The sequence below is a fragment of the Rufibacter immobilis genome, assembly GCF_003721565.1.
GTDB lineage: Bacteria > Bacteroidota > Bacteroidia > Cytophagales > Hymenobacteraceae > Nibribacter > Nibribacter immobilis.
Map to the genome: position 1 here is coordinate 111631 of NZ_RJJE01000017.1, position 16990 is coordinate 128620.

General features: G+C 50.3%; 12 protein-coding genes. 4 read left to right on the plus strand and 8 right to left on the minus strand.

Annotation, left to right across the window (positions count from 1 at the left end; genetic code table 11):
• Window positions 1–2: 2 nt before the first annotated feature.
• Together EFA69_RS13290 and EFA69_RS13295 are read right to left on the minus strand one after the other, a co-directional pair.
• Window positions 3–416, minus strand: a complete 414-nt coding sequence (locus tag EFA69_RS13290; protein WP_123133613.1) for a hypothetical protein — start codon at window positions 414–416, stop codon at window positions 3–5.
• A 254-nt stretch (window positions 417–670) separates the two neighbouring features.
• Window positions 671–3502: a M16 family metallopeptidase gene (locus EFA69_RS13295; protein ID WP_123134826.1), complete on the minus strand. Its 2832-nt coding sequence runs from the start codon at window positions 3500–3502 to the stop codon at window positions 671–673.
• Window positions 3503–3797: 295 nt separating this feature from the next.
• Here EFA69_RS13295 and EFA69_RS13300 point away from each other — a divergent pair, with 295 nt between their 5' ends.
• Window positions 3798–6284, plus strand: coding sequence for a zinc-dependent metalloprotease (locus EFA69_RS13300; RefSeq protein WP_123133614.1), 2487 nt, complete (start codon window positions 3798–3800; stop codon window positions 6282–6284).
• 90 nt (window positions 6285–6374) lie between these two features.
• On the opposite strand, the gene EFA69_RS13305 is transcribed toward EFA69_RS13300, so the two are convergent.
• Together EFA69_RS13305 and EFA69_RS13310 are read right to left on the minus strand one after the other, a co-directional pair.
• The gene (locus tag EFA69_RS13305; RefSeq protein WP_123134827.1) at window positions 6375–7364 is read right to left on the minus strand and encodes a TIGR03885 family FMN-dependent LLM class oxidoreductase; all 990 of its coding nucleotides are present in this window, start codon (window positions 7362–7364) and stop codon (window positions 6375–6377) included.
• Between the two features lie 184 nt (window positions 7365–7548).
• Window positions 7549–7809: a hypothetical protein gene (locus tag EFA69_RS13310; protein ID WP_183906783.1), complete on the minus strand. Its 261-nt coding sequence runs from the start codon at window positions 7807–7809 to the stop codon at window positions 7549–7551.
• Window positions 7810–8152: 343 nt separating this feature from the next.
• Here EFA69_RS13310 and EFA69_RS13315 point away from each other — a divergent pair, with 343 nt between their 5' ends.
• Window positions 8153–8395, plus strand: coding sequence for a hypothetical protein (locus EFA69_RS13315; RefSeq protein WP_123134828.1), 243 nt, complete (start codon window positions 8153–8155; stop codon window positions 8393–8395).
• A 108-nt stretch (window positions 8396–8503) separates the two neighbouring features.
• Here the strand turns inward: EFA69_RS13315 and EFA69_RS13320 are convergent, their stop codons facing one another.
• The 3 genes from EFA69_RS13320 to EFA69_RS13330 all read right to left on the minus strand — a co-directional run bounded on the left by EFA69_RS13320 (window position 8504) and on the right by EFA69_RS13330 (window position 14687).
• Window positions 8504–8938 carry a hypothetical protein gene (locus EFA69_RS13320; RefSeq protein ID WP_123133615.1) on the minus strand — a complete coding sequence of 145 codons (435 nt, stop codon included), beginning with the start codon at window positions 8936–8938 and terminating at the stop codon, window positions 8504–8506.
• A 315-nt stretch (window positions 8939–9253) separates the two neighbouring features.
• Window positions 9254–11692 (minus strand): ATP-dependent helicase HrpB, encoded by a 2439-nt coding sequence (hrpB, locus tag EFA69_RS13325; RefSeq protein WP_123133616.1) that lies wholly within the window; start codon window positions 11690–11692, stop codon window positions 9254–9256.
• A gap of 364 nt (window positions 11693–12056) precedes the next feature.
• On the minus strand, window positions 12057–14687 hold the full coding sequence (locus tag EFA69_RS13330; protein ID WP_183906784.1) for a T9SS type A sorting domain-containing protein: 2631 nt from the start codon (window positions 14685–14687) through the stop codon (window positions 12057–12059).
• A gap of 264 nt (window positions 14688–14951) precedes the next feature.
• Between EFA69_RS13330 and EFA69_RS20440 the strand changes: the two genes are divergently transcribed.
• Window positions 14952–15179: a hypothetical protein gene (locus tag EFA69_RS20440; RefSeq protein ID WP_221175743.1), complete on the plus strand. Its 228-nt coding sequence runs from the start codon at window positions 14952–14954 to the stop codon at window positions 15177–15179.
• A gap of 190 nt (window positions 15180–15369) precedes the next feature.
• Here the strand turns inward: EFA69_RS20440 and EFA69_RS13340 are convergent, their stop codons facing one another.
• A complete protein-coding gene (locus EFA69_RS13340; protein ID WP_123133619.1) occupies window positions 15370–15708 on the minus strand; it encodes a transposase in 339 nt (112 codons plus the stop codon).
• Between the two features lie 557 nt (window positions 15709–16265).
• On the opposite strand from EFA69_RS13340, the gene EFA69_RS20445 reads away from it, so the two are divergent.
• The gene (locus EFA69_RS20445; RefSeq protein WP_221175744.1) at window positions 16266–16454 is read left to right on the plus strand and encodes a hypothetical protein; all 189 of its coding nucleotides are present in this window, start codon (window positions 16266–16268) and stop codon (window positions 16452–16454) included.
• Window positions 16455–16990: the final 536 nt, after the last annotated feature.

A 16990-nucleotide genomic window follows, 5' to 3' on the forward strand; every position in this document is an offset into this window, starting at 1 on the left:
GATCAGGAAGCCAGTTTAAGCCAAGTCAAGGCAGAAGCACGATCCGGGAAATTCTGCAACTCAAAGTGAGCGTCCAGGCTGGCTTGTAGCCTATACATACTTTCCTGGGTCTGTGTTTCCCTTCTGGCGTTGCTAGACTGAATTCTGGCTATTTTCTGTAGACGGGTTGCGTTCAGGTCAGCGGCAAATTGCTGCAGGGCGGCAAGATTCTCCTCATCAGAAACCGTGATTCTGGCGTTACTGCCGTCTATGAGTAGCTTTTTTACATCATAAGTCCTGATGGACTCCACCATCATCTGGAGGGCATGCTTTGTCTCCAGCATGGTGTCTGTGTCAAAGTCTGGCCACACCATTTCCAGGATATCCGTTGCCGGGTCATATTCTAAGCTAAGAACGCTGTCCTGGTAAAGTAACATAGGCTTTCCGTGACATGGTGAACAATTCAAATATACTGCTTTTTGCTTTGGGTGAGCACCGCAAGGGCAAAAACTGTACAACCTCGCTGGGCCACTTCCTCTCAAATCAAGCCTAATTGGGCCCGAGCCGGTGATTCTGGTTTGGCGTTGTTTTCAGAAAAAGAGCCCCTAAACGGCAAATCCTCCCAGAGAATAACGCCAGGAGGATTTGCCATATTTTACCGCAACAGTAGGTTTTGCGGCCGGTAACGCTTTTAATTGAGAAGAACCGGTTTCCCGAAGCCCAGTTGCTCCAGTTTCTTCAGTTGGGTGGCCGCATCACCTACCACCAGGTAGTACATCTGGTTGGGGTTCACGTATTGGCGGGCCAGGGTTCTGATTTGATCAATGGTCATGCCCTGTACCAGTTCTTCCCGGCGTTTGGCGTAGTCGTAGGGCAGGCCATAGCTGCTAATGTTGTTGAGCATCCCCAGTTTGGCGGCCATGGTCTCAAAAGCCCGGGCGTTGCTCTTGATTAGGAAGCCTTTGGTCACTTCCAGATCCTGCGCCGAGTAGTTAGGGCCGTAGTTCTGCAAAATTTGCTTGATCAGATCAGCAGACTCAAAGGTGACGTTGGATCTTACCCCGCTCTGGATCAGGAAAGGACCCGGTACGCTGGAGCCCGAGAAGGAGGAACTGATGCCGTAGGTATACCCCTTCCCTTCGCGGAGCTGTTGCGTGAGCTGTGAGGCAAAACCTCCGCCCCCCAGTATGTAGTTCATGACCTGCACCGCGTAATAATCTGGATGCGTGGCCGGCAACGCCAGGTACCCAAACCGCAATACAGACTGTTTAGCCCCCGGTACATCATAGAAATAGACTTTAGAGGCGGTAGGGGCTGACGGTGCCTTAAACTGCGGAATACGTACTTCCTTGGCTTTCCAGGCCTGGTTGAGGTTGGACAGGGAGTTCAGGACCTCCTGCCGGTCTACCGCCCCCACCGCCTGGAACGCTGCCACAGACGGAGAAAGGTACTGATTGTAATAAGCCTGGAGATCTTGCATTGTGATGGCTTTGATAGACGCCTCAGAACCTAAGATGTTACGGGAAAGGATGTGGTCTTTGCCGTACAGCAGGCGCTGGAACTGGTTATTGGCAATGGCGTTGGGGTTGGCTTTCTGTTGTTTCAGCTGGCTTTCTACCTGCTGTTTCACCAGGGAGAATTCCTTTTCATCCCACCGCGGCTGCAACAGAATCTCCTGCACCAGCGCCATGGTGGGGGCGTAGTTGCGGGCCAGGGTACGGCCGCTTAGGGTAAAGCTCTCCTCACCGGCCATGATGTTGATGGAGGCCCCTAAGGCTTCTATGGCTTCTTCCAGTTCTTCGGTGGTTTTGGTTTTGGTGCCTTTGAGCAGGAGCTCGGCCAGCAGGTTAGACACGCCAACTTTAGCGGAATCTTCCAGCAACAGGCCGCCGCTCAGGCGCAGGTTAAACTGCACCAGCGGCACTTCCCGGTCTTCAATACCTAGTGCCTTGAGGCCATTGTCCAATTTGCTTTCCCACACGTTGGGGACTCTGGTTTGGGGGGCTTTGCCGTACGGAGGCTCTTTGGTGCGGTCAAAGCTGGAAGGGGTGCGGGTGTAGGCGGCCTGACCAGAGGCATCGAATTTTTCTTCGGCACCCTCCACAATTTTCTCTTCCACCACCTGGGCTTTCTGTGAGCCGGCCAAGGCCAGATTTGCCTGGCCTTTCGGAACAAAGCTGGTGACAATGTACGGTTTGCCTTTGATGTACTGCTGGTACACGCGCATGATGTCTGCCCGGGTAACGGCCAGCATGTTCTGGATGTCTTTGCTGATGAAGCCCGGGTCATTGGCGAAAATCTGGTACTGCGCCAATTGGAACCCTTTGCCCTGCACACTGGCCAGACCGTTGTAGAAGTTCACTTCCTGGGCGGTTTTGATGCGGTTGAGGTCATCGTCAGAGAAACCTTCTTTCTCAAAACGGGCAAAAGCCTCTTCTGCGGCGGCGTGCACTTTGTTCAAGTCTACCTTTTCATACCCGCGTATGCTGAGCATGAACTGACCCGCTAATTCTGAGCTGGACTGGTACACGTTTACCCGCCCGGCCAGTTGTTTCTCGTCTACCACTACTTTATTGAAGGGTGTTTTCTTGCCATCGGCTAAAAGCGTAGCCAAGGTTCTGAGGGCGTAGGAATCTGGGTGGTAGGTGTAGACGCTGGGCCAGGTCATGGTGAGCTCAGGCAGGCGGGCGAAATTGTCTTCATGGTAGAGCTTCTTCGTCTGTGACAAAGTGACCGGCCGTTTTTCCTGTTTAGGAATGTCCTGGCCTTTCTTGATCTCGCCAAAGTATTTCTCTACCCATGCCTTGGCCTGGCCCGGATCAAAATCGCCGGAGACGGTCAGGATCACATTGTTGGGGACGTACCAGCGGCGGTAGAATTCTTTTACGTCTTCCAGGGTGGCATTTTGCAGATCTTCCAGTGAACCGATGACCTGCCAGTGGTAAGGGTGGTCTTTGGGGTACAGGTTCTGATCAATCACGTATGACGTATGGCCGTAAGGCTGGTTGTCTACGCTCTGGCGCTTTTCATTCTTCACCACCTGTTTTTCCTTAGCCAACACTTGATTGGTCACGGTATTGATGAAGAAACCCAGTTTGTCGGCCTCGGCCCAGATCATTTTCTCTAGAGCATCATTGGGCACGGTCTGATAGTAATTGGTACGGTCACGGCTGGTGGAACCGTTGGCCCCGGAGCCGCCAATGCGGGCGCTCATTTTATCCAGGCCGCCTTTGCCCAGGTTCTCAGATTCCAGGAACAGCAGGTGCTCAAACAAATGGGCAAACCCGGTGCGGCCTTCTTTCTCGCGGGCCGAACCCACGTGGCTGGTGAGTGCCACCGCCACCACCGGATCAGATTTGTCTACGTGGAAGACCACCGTAAGTCCGTTGTCTAAGGTGAACTTCTGGAAGTCTACGTCAAAGGTCTGTTTCTCCGTCTTGGATTTGCTCTGCTGCGGGCGTTGGCAAGACCAAAACCCCACCAGAAGGAGGCAGAGAAAGGGAAGGGTTTTATTTAATTTCATGGGCATAAGGGTTGAAAACGTAGGGTAGAGGAAGTAGCGCAGTGTCTACCCCTCTTCTTACAGACAAAGGTAACAGAGCAGCCTGTATAATAATGAATAAGCGTACTGCCAGGCCAACAATAGGTACCTTCTCAGACGATTCAGGAAATTAAACTCAGCAATGTGCTTCTACTGGACAAATCTGCAGGGAATTAGTGCTAAATCCTGAAACGTTTCCTACTTTGTGCAGTCTTTGCCAATTCAGGGGCAAAGGCAAAACCAATCTTTTACAAGCTTAACAAACACCCAGACAGCAATGCTGAAATTGTACAAGACCCTGGGCTGGGCAGCGCTGGTGGTATTGACCCACTCCGCCTGTACCAGTTCTAAGGCAACCAAAAAAAGCGGGACCGCGCCCTCCACGGAAACAACCGCAAGACCTAAATCATCAGAATCTGGCATCAAGAGTTACAGCCAGGTAATTACCAAAGACGCCAAGTCTGATCCCGGGCTTTTCACCATCCATAAGGTAGGGGAAAAGTATTTCTATGAAATTCCAGATACCTTGTTGCAACGGGATTTCCTCTGGATTACCCGGTTCGCGGAACTTCCGGCGGGGTTAGGCGGCGGTTATGTGAACGCGGGCTCCTCTGTGAACGAGCAAATGGTGGTATGGCAGCGGGTAGACAATAAACTCCTGCTCAGAACTAAGTCTTATAGTGCCACCGCCGCAGACTCTTTGCCCATCAGCTTGTCTGTCAAAGCTAATAATTACCAGCCTACGCTGTACGCGTTTGATATTGCCGCTTTAAGTCGAGACTCCAGCGGCTACGTGATAGACGTGACCAAGTTCTTTCTAAGCGATGTGAAAGCTATAAGCGGTTTGAGCGCCAACCTGCGCCGCGACTATAAAGTGAACCGCCTGGACGAGTCGCGCAGTTTTATTGCCAGTGCCAAGAGTTTCCCCATGAACATTGAGGTGCGGCAGGAAATGACCTATGATGCTTCTGAGCCCCCTTCCAACTCGGCTACCGGTTCTATCAGCCTGGTCATGAACCAGTCTATGGTGCTGTTACCCAAGGTGCCCATGATGCCCCGCATAGATGATTACCGGGTAGGGTACTTCAACATCCGGCAGATTGACTATGGCTCTGAGGCTCTCAAAGCCGATGAGAAAACCTACATCAGAAGATGGCGTCTGGAGCCCAAGGATGTAGAGGCGTATAAAAGAGGCGAACTGGTAGAGCCGGTAAAGCCCATTGTCTACTACCTGGATCCTGCTACACCCATGAAACTGCGCCCTTACATCAAAGCAGGGGTGGAGCAATGGCAGAAAGCGTTTGAGACCGCCGGTTTCAAAAATGCCATTCTCGCCAAAGATCCGCCTACCCCGCAGGAAGACCCAGACTTCAACCCAGAAGATGTACGCTATTCGGTGATTCGGTACGTAGCCAGCACTACCCGGAATGCGGTGGGGCCAAGTGTCTCAGATCCTCGTTCCGGGGAGATCATTGAAAGTGACATTATCTGGTACCATAACCACTTACGGTCTTACCGCAACCGCTATCTGCTGGAAACCGGTGCCGCCAACCCCAATGCCCGTACCCTCAATACGCCCATGGAAGATCTGGGCGAAATGATGCTGGAGGTAATTACCCATGAAATAGGCCATGCCCTAGGTTTGCCGCACAACATGATGGCCAGCGCGGCCTATCCCACAGACTCTCTTCGTTCAGGCAAGTTCACGCAGGAATATGGCATTGCCGCCACCATTATGGACTATGCCCGCTATAACTATGTGGCGCAACCCGGCGACAAAGGCGTTCGGTATGTGCGGCAGCTGGGACCGTATGACCACTATTCCATTAACTGGGGCTACCGGTATCTGCCCAACGCGAAGACTCCTGAGCAAGAAGTGCCTACGCTTTCTAAATGGATTGAGGAAAAAAGCGGAAACCCCTTGTATCAGTTTGGAAGCGGAAATGGTGGCCATGACCCCTATAGTCAAACGGAAGGGATTGGACGCGATGTGGTGAAAGCAAGCACCTATGGCCTCAATAACCTGAAGCGCGTGGCCCCGCAGTTATACAACTGGACCGCCGCCCAAACTAATGATTATGAAGACCTGTCTGAACTCTATGATGAACTGCTGGGCGTGTGGAGCCGCTACATAGGCCACGTAGCTACCAACGTAGGCGGGGTGTACGAAAATCGTCTGAAGCCCAGCCAGCCCGGCTACATCTATACTGCAGTGAGCAGCAAAGATCAGAAAGCCTCCATGGATTGGTTACTGACCCACGCCTTCACTTCGCCGGAATGGCTGCACCAGGCTAAGATCAGCAGGAACATAAACCCGGCTAACCAGGTGGAAAGCATCAGAAGCCTACAGGTGCGGCATCTGGACAATCTACTTTCCTCGGCCCGTCTGGCCCGCCTGATGGAGAACGACGTAAATAAAGTAGGGTATAATGTGCTGGACATGGTGCGCCAGTTGCAGAACGGCCTCTGGAGCGAAGTGTACACCGGCAAACCCATTGATATTTACCGCCGCAACCTACAGAAAGCGTACCTGGAAAGAGCCAATTACCTTCTGAACGTAGATCCGCCGCAGCCCGCCCGTACGTTCGGGGCTCAATTGAACCTGAACCAGTCAGACATCCGGTCGGTGATACGGGGTGAGTTGGTAAGGCTCCAGAAGCAGCTGCGGAGCACTGGCAGCCGCTCTAAAAATGAACTGACCAAGTACCACGTAGAGGATGCCTTGGTAAGAATAAACCTCATCCTGAACCCGGAGAAGAAATAGCCTCACAAAACGCCCCTGCCAGCAGCAGGGGCGTTTTGTTTTACAAAGCCAGGAGTGGTTTTCTGCTTCTGTTCTTTAGTAGAATAACCTTTATGGCGTAGCCGCCAGCTTCTTCACCTGAGGCAACACGTTCTCCCCAAAGAAATCTATGTACTGTTCCTGAGCCAGGTTCACGTTGTGCAGGTGTAGGTGTGTGAAACCCAGTTCCAGATCTTTGGCCAGCCAATCTACGTGCTGCTGGGCGCTGTCTGAGATGCGCACATGCGGTTCCAGTTCCTGGGGTTGCACCATGCTGCCAGCCGCGTCAAAGCCTTGTACAGTGGGTATGTCTGATAGCAAGGCAGAGGGGAAGACATTGTTTTTCCACTGCTCATGCGCTCCCTGCCGGGCTTTTTCCAGAGTGGCGTCATAAGAAAGCTGTACCTTCAAATGCATGGGCTTGCCTTCGCCGCCGCCTTTGTGAAAGGCTTCCACCACTTTTTGCAGTTTCTCCAGCGGTTGGGAAATGGTGATCAGGCCATCGGCCCAGCTGCCTACCCATTGGGCGGTTTCGGGGGTGATGGCGGCTCCCAGCACTTGTGGTGTATAGTCTGGGCGGGTATAAAGTTTGGCGTTCTCCACGTCTACCAAACCTTTATGGGTAACGGTTTCACCGCGCCAGAGGGCTCGCATAATATCTATGCAGAGTTTGAGCCGTTCATTCCGTTCCTGCTTGTTGGGCCACTTTTGCCCGGTAATCCGTTCGTTCAGGAACTGGCCGCTCCCGGCGGCCAGAAAGAAACGGTGCGGGAAGAGCTCGCATAAGGTAGCCACTTTCTGCGCCACAATGGCCGGGTGGTACCGCTGCCCCGGCGCCGACACCACCCCGAAGGGCAGATTAGTGGCTTGCATGGCGGCTCCAAGCCAACTCCAGGCGTAACCGCTCTCGCCCTGGTTTTCGCTCCAGGGATAGAAATGGTCAGAGGAGAGCACATTCCCGAAACCGGCGGCCTCGGCCCGCTGCACCAGTTGTATCAGGTGACTGGGTTTGAACTGCTCGTGAGACGCATGGTAACCAATTGAAAAGTCTTTGCCTGCCATAACTGCCGGGGTATAGGTCATTGAATGAAACTCGGGAGCCGGATTGAGAACTAACTCAGTCTATTGCCAAAGGTGTACGGGCAGAGAAAGGGGAGGTTAAACGCAAAACTCTGCTGAAGGGAAAAAGAAAAGGTGCGAGGGATAGCCCGCACCTGTCTGTAAAGGTAAACCGGAGTAGGTCTGCCTATTGGTTCTTTTTTACGTTCAGGTTGTTTCCGCCGCCTTTCTGACCAGCCGACGTCCCGCTTTTCTTGCTGCTTCGGTTCAGGAAAAGGCCATAGGCAATAAGCCCGATGCCTGCCGCGAACGCTACGTACTGTTTGTCTTTGTTAGAGAGCGCCTGGTAGAATTTAACCCCAGACTCTGCCGGATCAGAGATAATGGCAGAAATTTCGGAAGGGTTCTCAATTAAATCTGTGAGTGCTTTTGGTTCTTGATTTTCCATAGTAAATGTAGGTTAACGAGAATTAGGTACGGCATTCTGCCGCGATAGATGCTTTCCAGCACCTAAATAATTTTTTCATCCTCTTTTTCCTTACCAAGTAGCTTTCAGAACTAATCTTAAAACCACTGCTGATGTAGGGGGAGATTTACCTTAAACCTCAAGAAATCAATAAATAGCCCGTGCTTCTTTCCTTTTTAACCTTTTGCTGGAAGGAGCCTGTTAAGGTGCCGTCTCTTTATTTAGTTATATTATAAATTGTGTAAAGTGGGTGTCACTGTGAAACATAGCAACGGGTGGGAGCGGTATAAAACAGAAATGAATGTTGAACTTAATACCCAAAGATATGGACGCGACTTGCAATCAATGTACCCACTGGGTGCAAGACCAGAAAGTAGTAGAAGTACAGAGCAAGGATTTTGGGGTGTGCGATGAGCTCTCCGGAAAACCAGCCATGAACCCCGAGTACGTGTTGCCGGTAGTGCATGAAGCCGGTATGCCCGCCAGCCAGCCCAAACCATTTGAGATGGTGACCGGCGCCATGTTTGGCTGCAACCATTTTGAAGGCCGCCGCAGCTGGATCCAGTAAGGCGTTTAGGGGCCGTTTTTCTGAAATCAGGCCTAAACCAGCCCATAAACAAAAAGCCGCCCCAGGTGAAGGGGCGGCTTTTTTATGCGATATGCTTGCGCGATAACCTTAGTTACCGGGCCAGGAGATCCAGGGAATACGGCTCAGGATCAGGAGTAAACCCAGACCGTAGAAAATAGCGATGGTCTTAAAACCGGAGGTAGTGCCCATCTGGCGCTTGGCTTTAGAATAACCAATGGTGATGAGCACCACCGCCAGCACCATCATGAGAGGGTGCTCCAGGAAATACAGACGCGAAGTGGCATCTTTCATGGCATCGCCGGAGGCGTTAGACATACCCAGCGGCGAGACAAAGTAGAGGATAAGACCCAACACCCACTGCAAGTGCGTGGGAATAAGCCCTAACAAGCTCAACTTTCTGTTTTTGTCGGTGAACGTGCTTCCGCCAAAGAGTCCGGCCGAGGCGGCCAGCAGAGAAATCGCGACGCCTATGAGCACCAGATAGGCCAAAGCCGAGTGCGCGTGCTGTAATCCTGTATACATAGATTTTCATTAAGTTTTGCTGTGTAAATATACACATTACCGGCATCTGTCTAGGCTCCTAGCGCACTTGCTTTAAAATTGCTTTTTTATTGATCTGATAATAAGCCCAATGGAGATGTTTGGTCTTTCACCGGCTAAAGCTCCCGCCCAGGATTTGTGGCAGGAGAAACTTCCACCGGAAGGGGTTGTGCGGTGGGAGTGGTAGAAGCAAGCTTTTGCGTTTAGGGGCTGTTTTTCCAAAAACAGCCCCTAAACGCAAAAGGCAATGTGCCATCAACGACAATCAACAATGAGTCATCAAACATTTGTAATCCATTACCGCCACTCTACCTTCGGGAACCGTGCTTTCAAAGAGCCGCGCATCAATCTATATTCTTCCTGCCAGAAATAGCGCAAACTGGTCACCACTTTTAAGGGCTTCAAGTCTGGGGAGAGCAAATGCAGGGCCACACCTACGTCGCCACCGTCAACGGTGGGGTGGTTCTCCCACGCAAAGATGTCTTGCAAGCGTACTTCCAACACCGGCGGCTGCGCGTTCTCTGGGTAGTACAACTCCATCTGGTGGCCGTCTGGCAAGGTAAGCGTGGAGGGGGCCAGCTCGTCCAGCCGTTCGCGTTGCTCCCGGGTGAGCATGTTCTGGAGCAGGGGCAGCAGGTCAATGTCCAGCAGGTCCTGGCCAATCTGCACGTCTTCCAGGTGATAGGCCAGCCACTCGTTACAGGTGAGCAGGAGGGTAGGAGTGCTGATGTCCGGGAAGCCTTCGGTGGGGTGCCATTTTCTTAGGCAGAGCACACGGTTCTGGAACTGGGTGACGGCTTCTGAGAAATTGAGCCAGTGTTCACCTTCGCGCTTGAGGGTCTCGCAGATGGCGGGGAGCAGGAAGCGCTCGTCGGGCTCGGGGAGGGGTTTGCTCTGGAGCACGATGTTGCCTATGCGCAGGTCGCGGGAGGCGGTTAATTCGCCTTCTTCGGGGTCCCAGGTAACCACGTCTTTCTGCTTCACCAGCGGGGCCAGGTCTTTGGGGTTGAGCGGCGAGGCCAGGAAAATGCGGCCCACGCCTTCGCCACCGGCGTGCAGGTGGGCAATAGCCAGCCAGGGGTCATGGGCCAGGTCGTCGCGGTGACCGGCAGAGGCGTATTTGCCGTTGGCCAGCTGGAACTGGGCGTTGTTGCCGGGGCGGGCGCAGGCAATACGCTCGGGGTAGCAGTTGGCCAGCAGGAAACCCGTTTCATAGGGGTCCACGGCGGTGTTTTCAGCCTCAATCTGGAACATACGCCGGTAAGAGGCGGCAATCTTGTCAATCTTCGCGAAGCGTTTCTGGTGCAATTTCTCTTTGCGGGTACGCCGCAAGGCCTCTAGGCGGAGGTTCAGGTCTATACCGGCTTCGCGGGGCAGCGGGTCGCGCTCTTCCAGCAGGGCGGCAATGTCGGTGGCCAAGGCTAGCTGACCGCTTTCCTGGGCGGCCAGCAGCATGTGGGCCAGGCGCGGGTGCGTGGGCAGGGCGTGCATGGTGCGACCGTGCTCGGTGATGCGGCCGTTCTCCAGAGCGTTGAGCTGGTGCAGGGTTTCCTGGGCGTGCAGCAGGGCGGCTTTGGGCGGCGGCGTGAGCCAGGTGAGGGCCCTGATATCGGTGATGCCCCAGGCGTCCATGTCCAGCACCAACGGGGCCAGATCGGCTTCCTGAATCTCAGGGGTGCGGTGCGGGGCCAGGCGGGCGTGCAGGTTCTCCGTCCAGAGGCGGTAACAGGTGCCGGGGCCTAAACGCCCGGCCCGACCGGCGCGTTGGTCGGCGGCGTCTTTGGAGATGCGCACCGTTTCCAGGCGGCTGAGGCCGGTGGCGGGGTCAAAGCGCTGGGTTTTGGCGAAGCCGGTGTCTACTACCACGGTCACGCCCTCAATGGTAAGGCTGGTCTCAGCGATTGAGGTAGCCAGCACCACTTTGCGCCTGCCGTTGCGGTCTGGCATGATGGCGGCGTACTGTTTGCCGGGGGGCAGCATGCCGTACAGCGAGTGGATGGCCACGTCGCGCAGGCCGCGCCGCAGCAGGGCCTCAACTTTTCTGATGTCCTGCTCGCCGGGCAGAAACACCAGCACATCGCCTTCTTTCTCTTGCAGGGCCTGGCGCACGGCGCGGTCGGTCATCTCGTGCAGCAGTTGGGCATCGGTCTCGCCTGCGTACTGCACGTCTATGGGGTATTGCCGCCCCTCGCTCACCACGGCCGGGGCGTTGAGCAGGCGGGTGAGCTGGGGCATGTTGAGGGTGGCGCTCATGACCAGAATACGGAGGTCGGGGCGCTGGGTGGACTGGGCTTCGCGGGCGAGGGCCATGGCCACATCGGCGTGGATGCTGCGCTCATGAAACTCGTCAAAAATGACCAACCCTATACCCTTGAGGGCGTTGTCTGAGTGCAGCATGCGGGTGAGAATGCCCTCGGTGACTACCTCCAGGCGGGTCTTCTCTGAGATGCGGTTCTCAAACCTTATGCGGTAGCCCACGGTCTGGCCCACTTCTTCGCCCAGCAGCTGCGCCAGCCGTTCGGCAATGGTGCGGGCCGCCAGCCGACGGGGTTCCAGCATAATGATTTTCTGCCCTCTTAGCCAGGCCTCGTCTAAGAGGGCCAGCGGCAACAGGGTACTCTTGCCCGCCCCCGGAGGTGCGTTCACAATGAGCGTGTTCTGGGCGGCAAGGTGTTCCCGCACGGCAGGGATAATCTCCCGCACGGGTAGGTCTATGGTAAATGGGTTGAAAGGCAAGGGGAGAGTTTTAAAAGATATAAGTAATTAAACGTCTAGGTATCATCAATGAGGAGTTTTAGGGCATTACCTATTGGTAGGTTGAGCTGCAATAAATTTTTTCAATTGCTTAATCTGACTACAGGTCTAATAGTTTATGTGTTGTATTTACAATAAATCTGTTTAAAGCTTTTGATTAGCGCTGGCTTAAGTATCAGACCACTTAGATAGAATTGTTTAAAACAAAACAACCCAAACCAGTTAGTTTGCAATAGAATTATGGCAGAAGCAACGCCCTGAATTATATTGGTAGAATAACTCTGAACTGATGCAATGGGTTATTCAATATTACCTAATGAGATCATTAAGATGTAAGTTTTTGTATTTACTGTTTTACCACCTTATATGTATTATTCAATTGTCCTTGGCTAATCTGAAGCAAATAAATTCCTGGTGGTAATTTTTCTAAGGAGGTAATGGTTAAATGATTAGTTTCAATTTTTAATTTGACTTTATAATTAAAAACTGTTCTACCAAAGGTATCTGTAATTTTTGCCTGGACTTCTTCTTTTGGATGTCCAAAAGGTAAGGGGAAAGTTAATTCTGAAGTAAAAGGGTTAGGATAGGTAATACCTTTGGTTAAGGTATAATCTTTTTCAAGGCTAGTAAGTGTTCTATTACCATAAATTCTAGCTAATCTATTCCTGCCCACCCCATCAAAAGAGGTGAAGCTTCCCCCAATTATTATATTGCCATCATGTTGTAAAGAAATGGTTTCAATGGTAGAATGACGAGGATTCATGGCCCCCGTGCCCGGATCAAAGGTAGTATCTAAGGAGCCGTCAGTATTCAAACGGGCTACATTATTCCTGGGCATGCCATCAAAAGTTGTAAACTCTCCCCCTATCAAAATGCGTCCATCTGGTTGAAGCTCAATAGCTTTTATTTGCTTATTAGCTCCTGCGCCGCTTTTGAAACTTGTATCTAAGGTGCCGTCAGAATGAAGGCGAGCTATATGGTTTAGAGGTACTTCGTTATAATTAGTAAAATTACCCGCAATTATAATTTTTTTGTCTAACTGAATAGCGGCAGTGTACACTGTCTTTTCATGGACCAAGGTATCTGATTTATCTGGGTACTGAACAACAGAAAAAGAATTGTCAAGGGTGCCATCTGAGTTCAGTCGAGCGAGTTTCACAAAAGGAGCATCTTGTGAAACCTGGAATCTGCCTCCAATGATGATCTTACCATCTTCCTGAAGGGAGGCTGTATGAATTACACCAGAGATGATCTGTTTAAATGTATTATCAACCTTACCGTCTGCATGGAGCTTTGCAATGCTATAGAATGGGGCTTCTTTAGGCATTACAAAGCCACCGGCTAATATCTTACCATCTGGAAATGGTAGGATTGTTAAAATGTATCCACCACCACCTAGTGGGAGGCTTAATGAGGGATCATGTGACCCATCTGTATTTAAGCGGGTCAGGTAAGAAGTAGGGTTACCATTTGTATGGGTGAATCCGCCAGCCACCAAAATTTTTCCATTTACTTGTACGGCAACTGTATGTGCGCCAATTTCTAAATGACCTGTGCTATATCCTTCAATTCCAGCTTCAGGGTTGAAACTATAATCTATACTTCCATCTTCATTTATTCTGACAATGCTTCTTCTAGCTGAGCCATTGTAACCGGTAAAGTTACCTACTGCCAAAAGTTTCTTGTCTGGAAGTACTATCGTTTTAAAAACATAGGATTGCTCATGCCTTTTATATTCATTTAGATCATAATAGGAGAAATGAGCACCATTGATCCCTGATCCTTTATTAAAGGTAGTATCAATTGATCCATCTGGCAGCAAAAAAGCAAGCCTACTATAGTTATGACCATTTATCCCATTGAAAAGGCCTCCAATTAAAACTCTCCCGTTATTTAGATAAGCCGTGGTCTTAACAGAGGAAAACAGATATGTTAAATTAGCTAAAGAATAAGGTAATGTTTCTGTGAGTCCGGAAAAGGTGTTTTGAAGGCTCCCATTTTTACTTAAAATGGCTATATGGCTAGTCTTAATGCCATTGTATGTGTTGAATTTGCCACCAATAACTATTCTTTCATCAGGTAAAACCAAGACAGATTCAATTTCATTGTCTGACCCTTTTTCGGGCGTAAAGGTATGGTCAATTGTACCGTCTTCATTTAAGCGAATGATTCTGTTAAAGGAAGAACTATTGAATTTTGTAAAATTTCCAACAAGAATTATTTTACCGTCTTTTTGCATTGCAGCAGAATATACAATATCATTTGCCCCAATTTCTGAGCCAAAACTAAGATCTAATGTTCCATCTGTATTTAGGCGCGCCACACTGCCACGAGCCACACCATTGTAATGAGTAAAAAGACCACTAATGATTAATTTTCTATCTCCTTGAATTAAAACGTTTCTAATATTTGAACCTGAAAAAAAAGGGGATTGGTCTCTAGAATGTGTAAAGCAGGAACCTACTTTAAAACTGTCATCTAATTGGCCGTCAGGTTGTATGCGAACTAAATTTGTTCTAGAAACTCCATTGTATTTGCCAAATTCACCTCCTGCTATAATTTTTCCATCTGGTTGTATGGCTGTAGAAAAAACAGAGGCAGTTCTATGAATAAACCTTGAAGTAAAGCTAATGCCAGGATTGAAGCTTGGGTCTATAGAACCATCCTGATTAAGCCTGTTGATATTAAGCATAGCGGTTGTTGAGGGGCGTGAAAAATTTCCACCAACAATAAATTTACCATCTTTTTGTAAGGATATTGAATAAACATAACCATCATAAGGTTGATTAACTTTAAAACTTGAGTCAATACTTCCATTTGAATTCATTCTAATGATACGGTTGTATGCATTTTTGTTAAATGATGAAAATCCGCCTCCAATAAGATATTTTCCATCAGGTTGAACTACAGTTGTGTGAATTGGGCCATTCACTCCATCGCCTATTTCAAACCCTTTGTCTTTTTGGTTAAAAGTCAAGTCTAATGAACCAGGTGTCTGCGCATCTACTGTTGAACCGAAAAGTATGTAACACAACATAATCGAGCAAAATATATATATATATGTTTAATTACCATAGTCATATTTTTTGAAGTAGAAATGAAGTAAAGTTAATATTATATATATATATATATATATAATATTGCATTATAAAAATTGAATGTCAATGGCTTTAGTGATTGGATATTAATTCTATCTTAGAGCTTGTTTAAATTTTAACTTTCTGGTTATCAATCCAAACGATTGAGGATAATTTGGCAGTTCTGCCAAAGCACCCAACTTTCGGCGCTTTCGGTCGTTTTCTCGAGGTCTTTGTCAAGCCTGCGGAAGAAGGAGAACATGCCGAAGGCCCGCTCCGTGACCCACCTCCACCTTACAGGGATGAAGCCCTCCGTTCCCGGCGGCTTGGATGACACCTCCAACTCCACGCCCAGCAAATTTCCCTCCACCCAAGCCATGAAGCCCTGCTAGTAGGCGGCGTCGGCAAGTATCTTCTCCATGCGGTGCAGGTAACCCTTCAGCGGCTCCACCACCCTGCGGGCCAGGGCTCCGTCCGCCCCGTTGGCCCCGTGCACCACCACGCCCACTCCAGGCCCAGCGTGTTGGTGACCACGTGCCGCTTCCGCCCGTTGGCCTTCTTATTGCCGTCCACGCCCGTCTCCTATGAGATGAACGGGCCTGCCTTGATCGACTGGCTGTCAATGCTGACCGTACTGGGCGAGTCCACCTTGCCCAGCCTTTTCCGCTCCCGCATGTTCAGCGTCGAGTTTAGCCTCGCCAGCGTGCTGTCCGACTTCCATAGGCGAAAATAGTAGTACACCAGCTGCCACTTGGGGAAGCACCCCTGCGGCAGGTTCCGCCACTGGCATCCCACGCGGAGCACGTAAAATATGGTGTCGGCTATAACCCGCAGGCTGTGCAGACGTTTCCTACCAGTGGGCAGCGATGAGGACATCGCCTCCCATTGCGAGTCAGTCAATTTCCTGTACTGGGATTCCATAAGCACCGAAGTTTGGTCACTTAATGCTTACGGGCTGACTCGCTTTTTTTATCCCTTTCCTAAATTTAAACAAGCTCTAATTATTTTTCTATATCCATGCCTCAATAGAAAAAGTTGGCTTTACCTAAAAATATTCAATATAAGAATTCTTAGGTTTATCACAATGATATGATAGCTCGATAAGTCAGGATTTTCAATTGATTCATAGTGCCCGACTGTTAGTATTTTTGCCCCACAGGACGGCGCTAGTTTGGCTGGGATGTACCTCTTCAATGGTGAATGACACCTTTGAATCCTTGAGCTGCAGAAATGCAAGGTGCGTAGCAACACATCTTTGTATTTAGACCTTCGCTGGCGCGAGCTTGCAGCTTGTGCCTTTCTTTTTCAATTTCTAATCTAGTGAAGCAAAAGAGGCTGATGGTGACGTGTGAACACGAGCTGCAAGCTCGCGCCAACGGTTGATTTGCGAGGTTTGTACCAGAAGTAGGTATGCTGAAGCAGCAGTGAAGGAGGGGGGGACGTATAAGGTACGGAAAGTGGATTAGTGTACCTACCTCATGAGTCGGAAGTACAAGTTTTATGACAAGGGCGGACTGTATTTTGTCAATTTTGCAGTGGTGTACTGGATAGACGTTTTTACGCGGGAAGAATACTGCGCCCTCATCACCGATAGCCTGAACTACTGCCAGCAACACAAAGGCCTGCAGGTGTTTGCATGGTGCATTATGCTAGCCATGTGCATTTAGTTTTCAGGTGTAGCCATGAAAACCCCGGTGAGGTACTGAAAGAATTCAAAACATTTACCTCTAAGCAACTGCAAAAAGCTATCTCAGAAAACCCAAAAGAAAGTCGAAAAGACTGGATGTTGTGGCTCATGGAACGGGCTGGGCAGAAAAACAGCAACGTACAGAAGCGCCAATTCTGGCAGCAGCACAACCACCCCATAGAATTGTGGTCACCGGCCGTGATAGACCAGAAAATAGACTACATTCATAAAATCGGGTGGCCGCTGGTTTGGTGTCAGAACCCCACCACTGAAAATACAGCAGTGCCTTGGATTATAGTGGCGGCAAAGGGTTGGTGCCTCTGGCATTGGAAGAATAGCTACGTTCTGAACGTTAGGAATGCATTTTGAGAAGCGTTTGCCCGGTGCATTTATCTTTCGCTGGCGCGAGCTTACAGCTCGTGTCCACGCATTCTGCATCCAAACATTACCTTGAAATGAAGGCACGAGCTGCAAGCTCGCGCCAGCGGCAGGTTACAAGAGAGATAGTACGTTTGA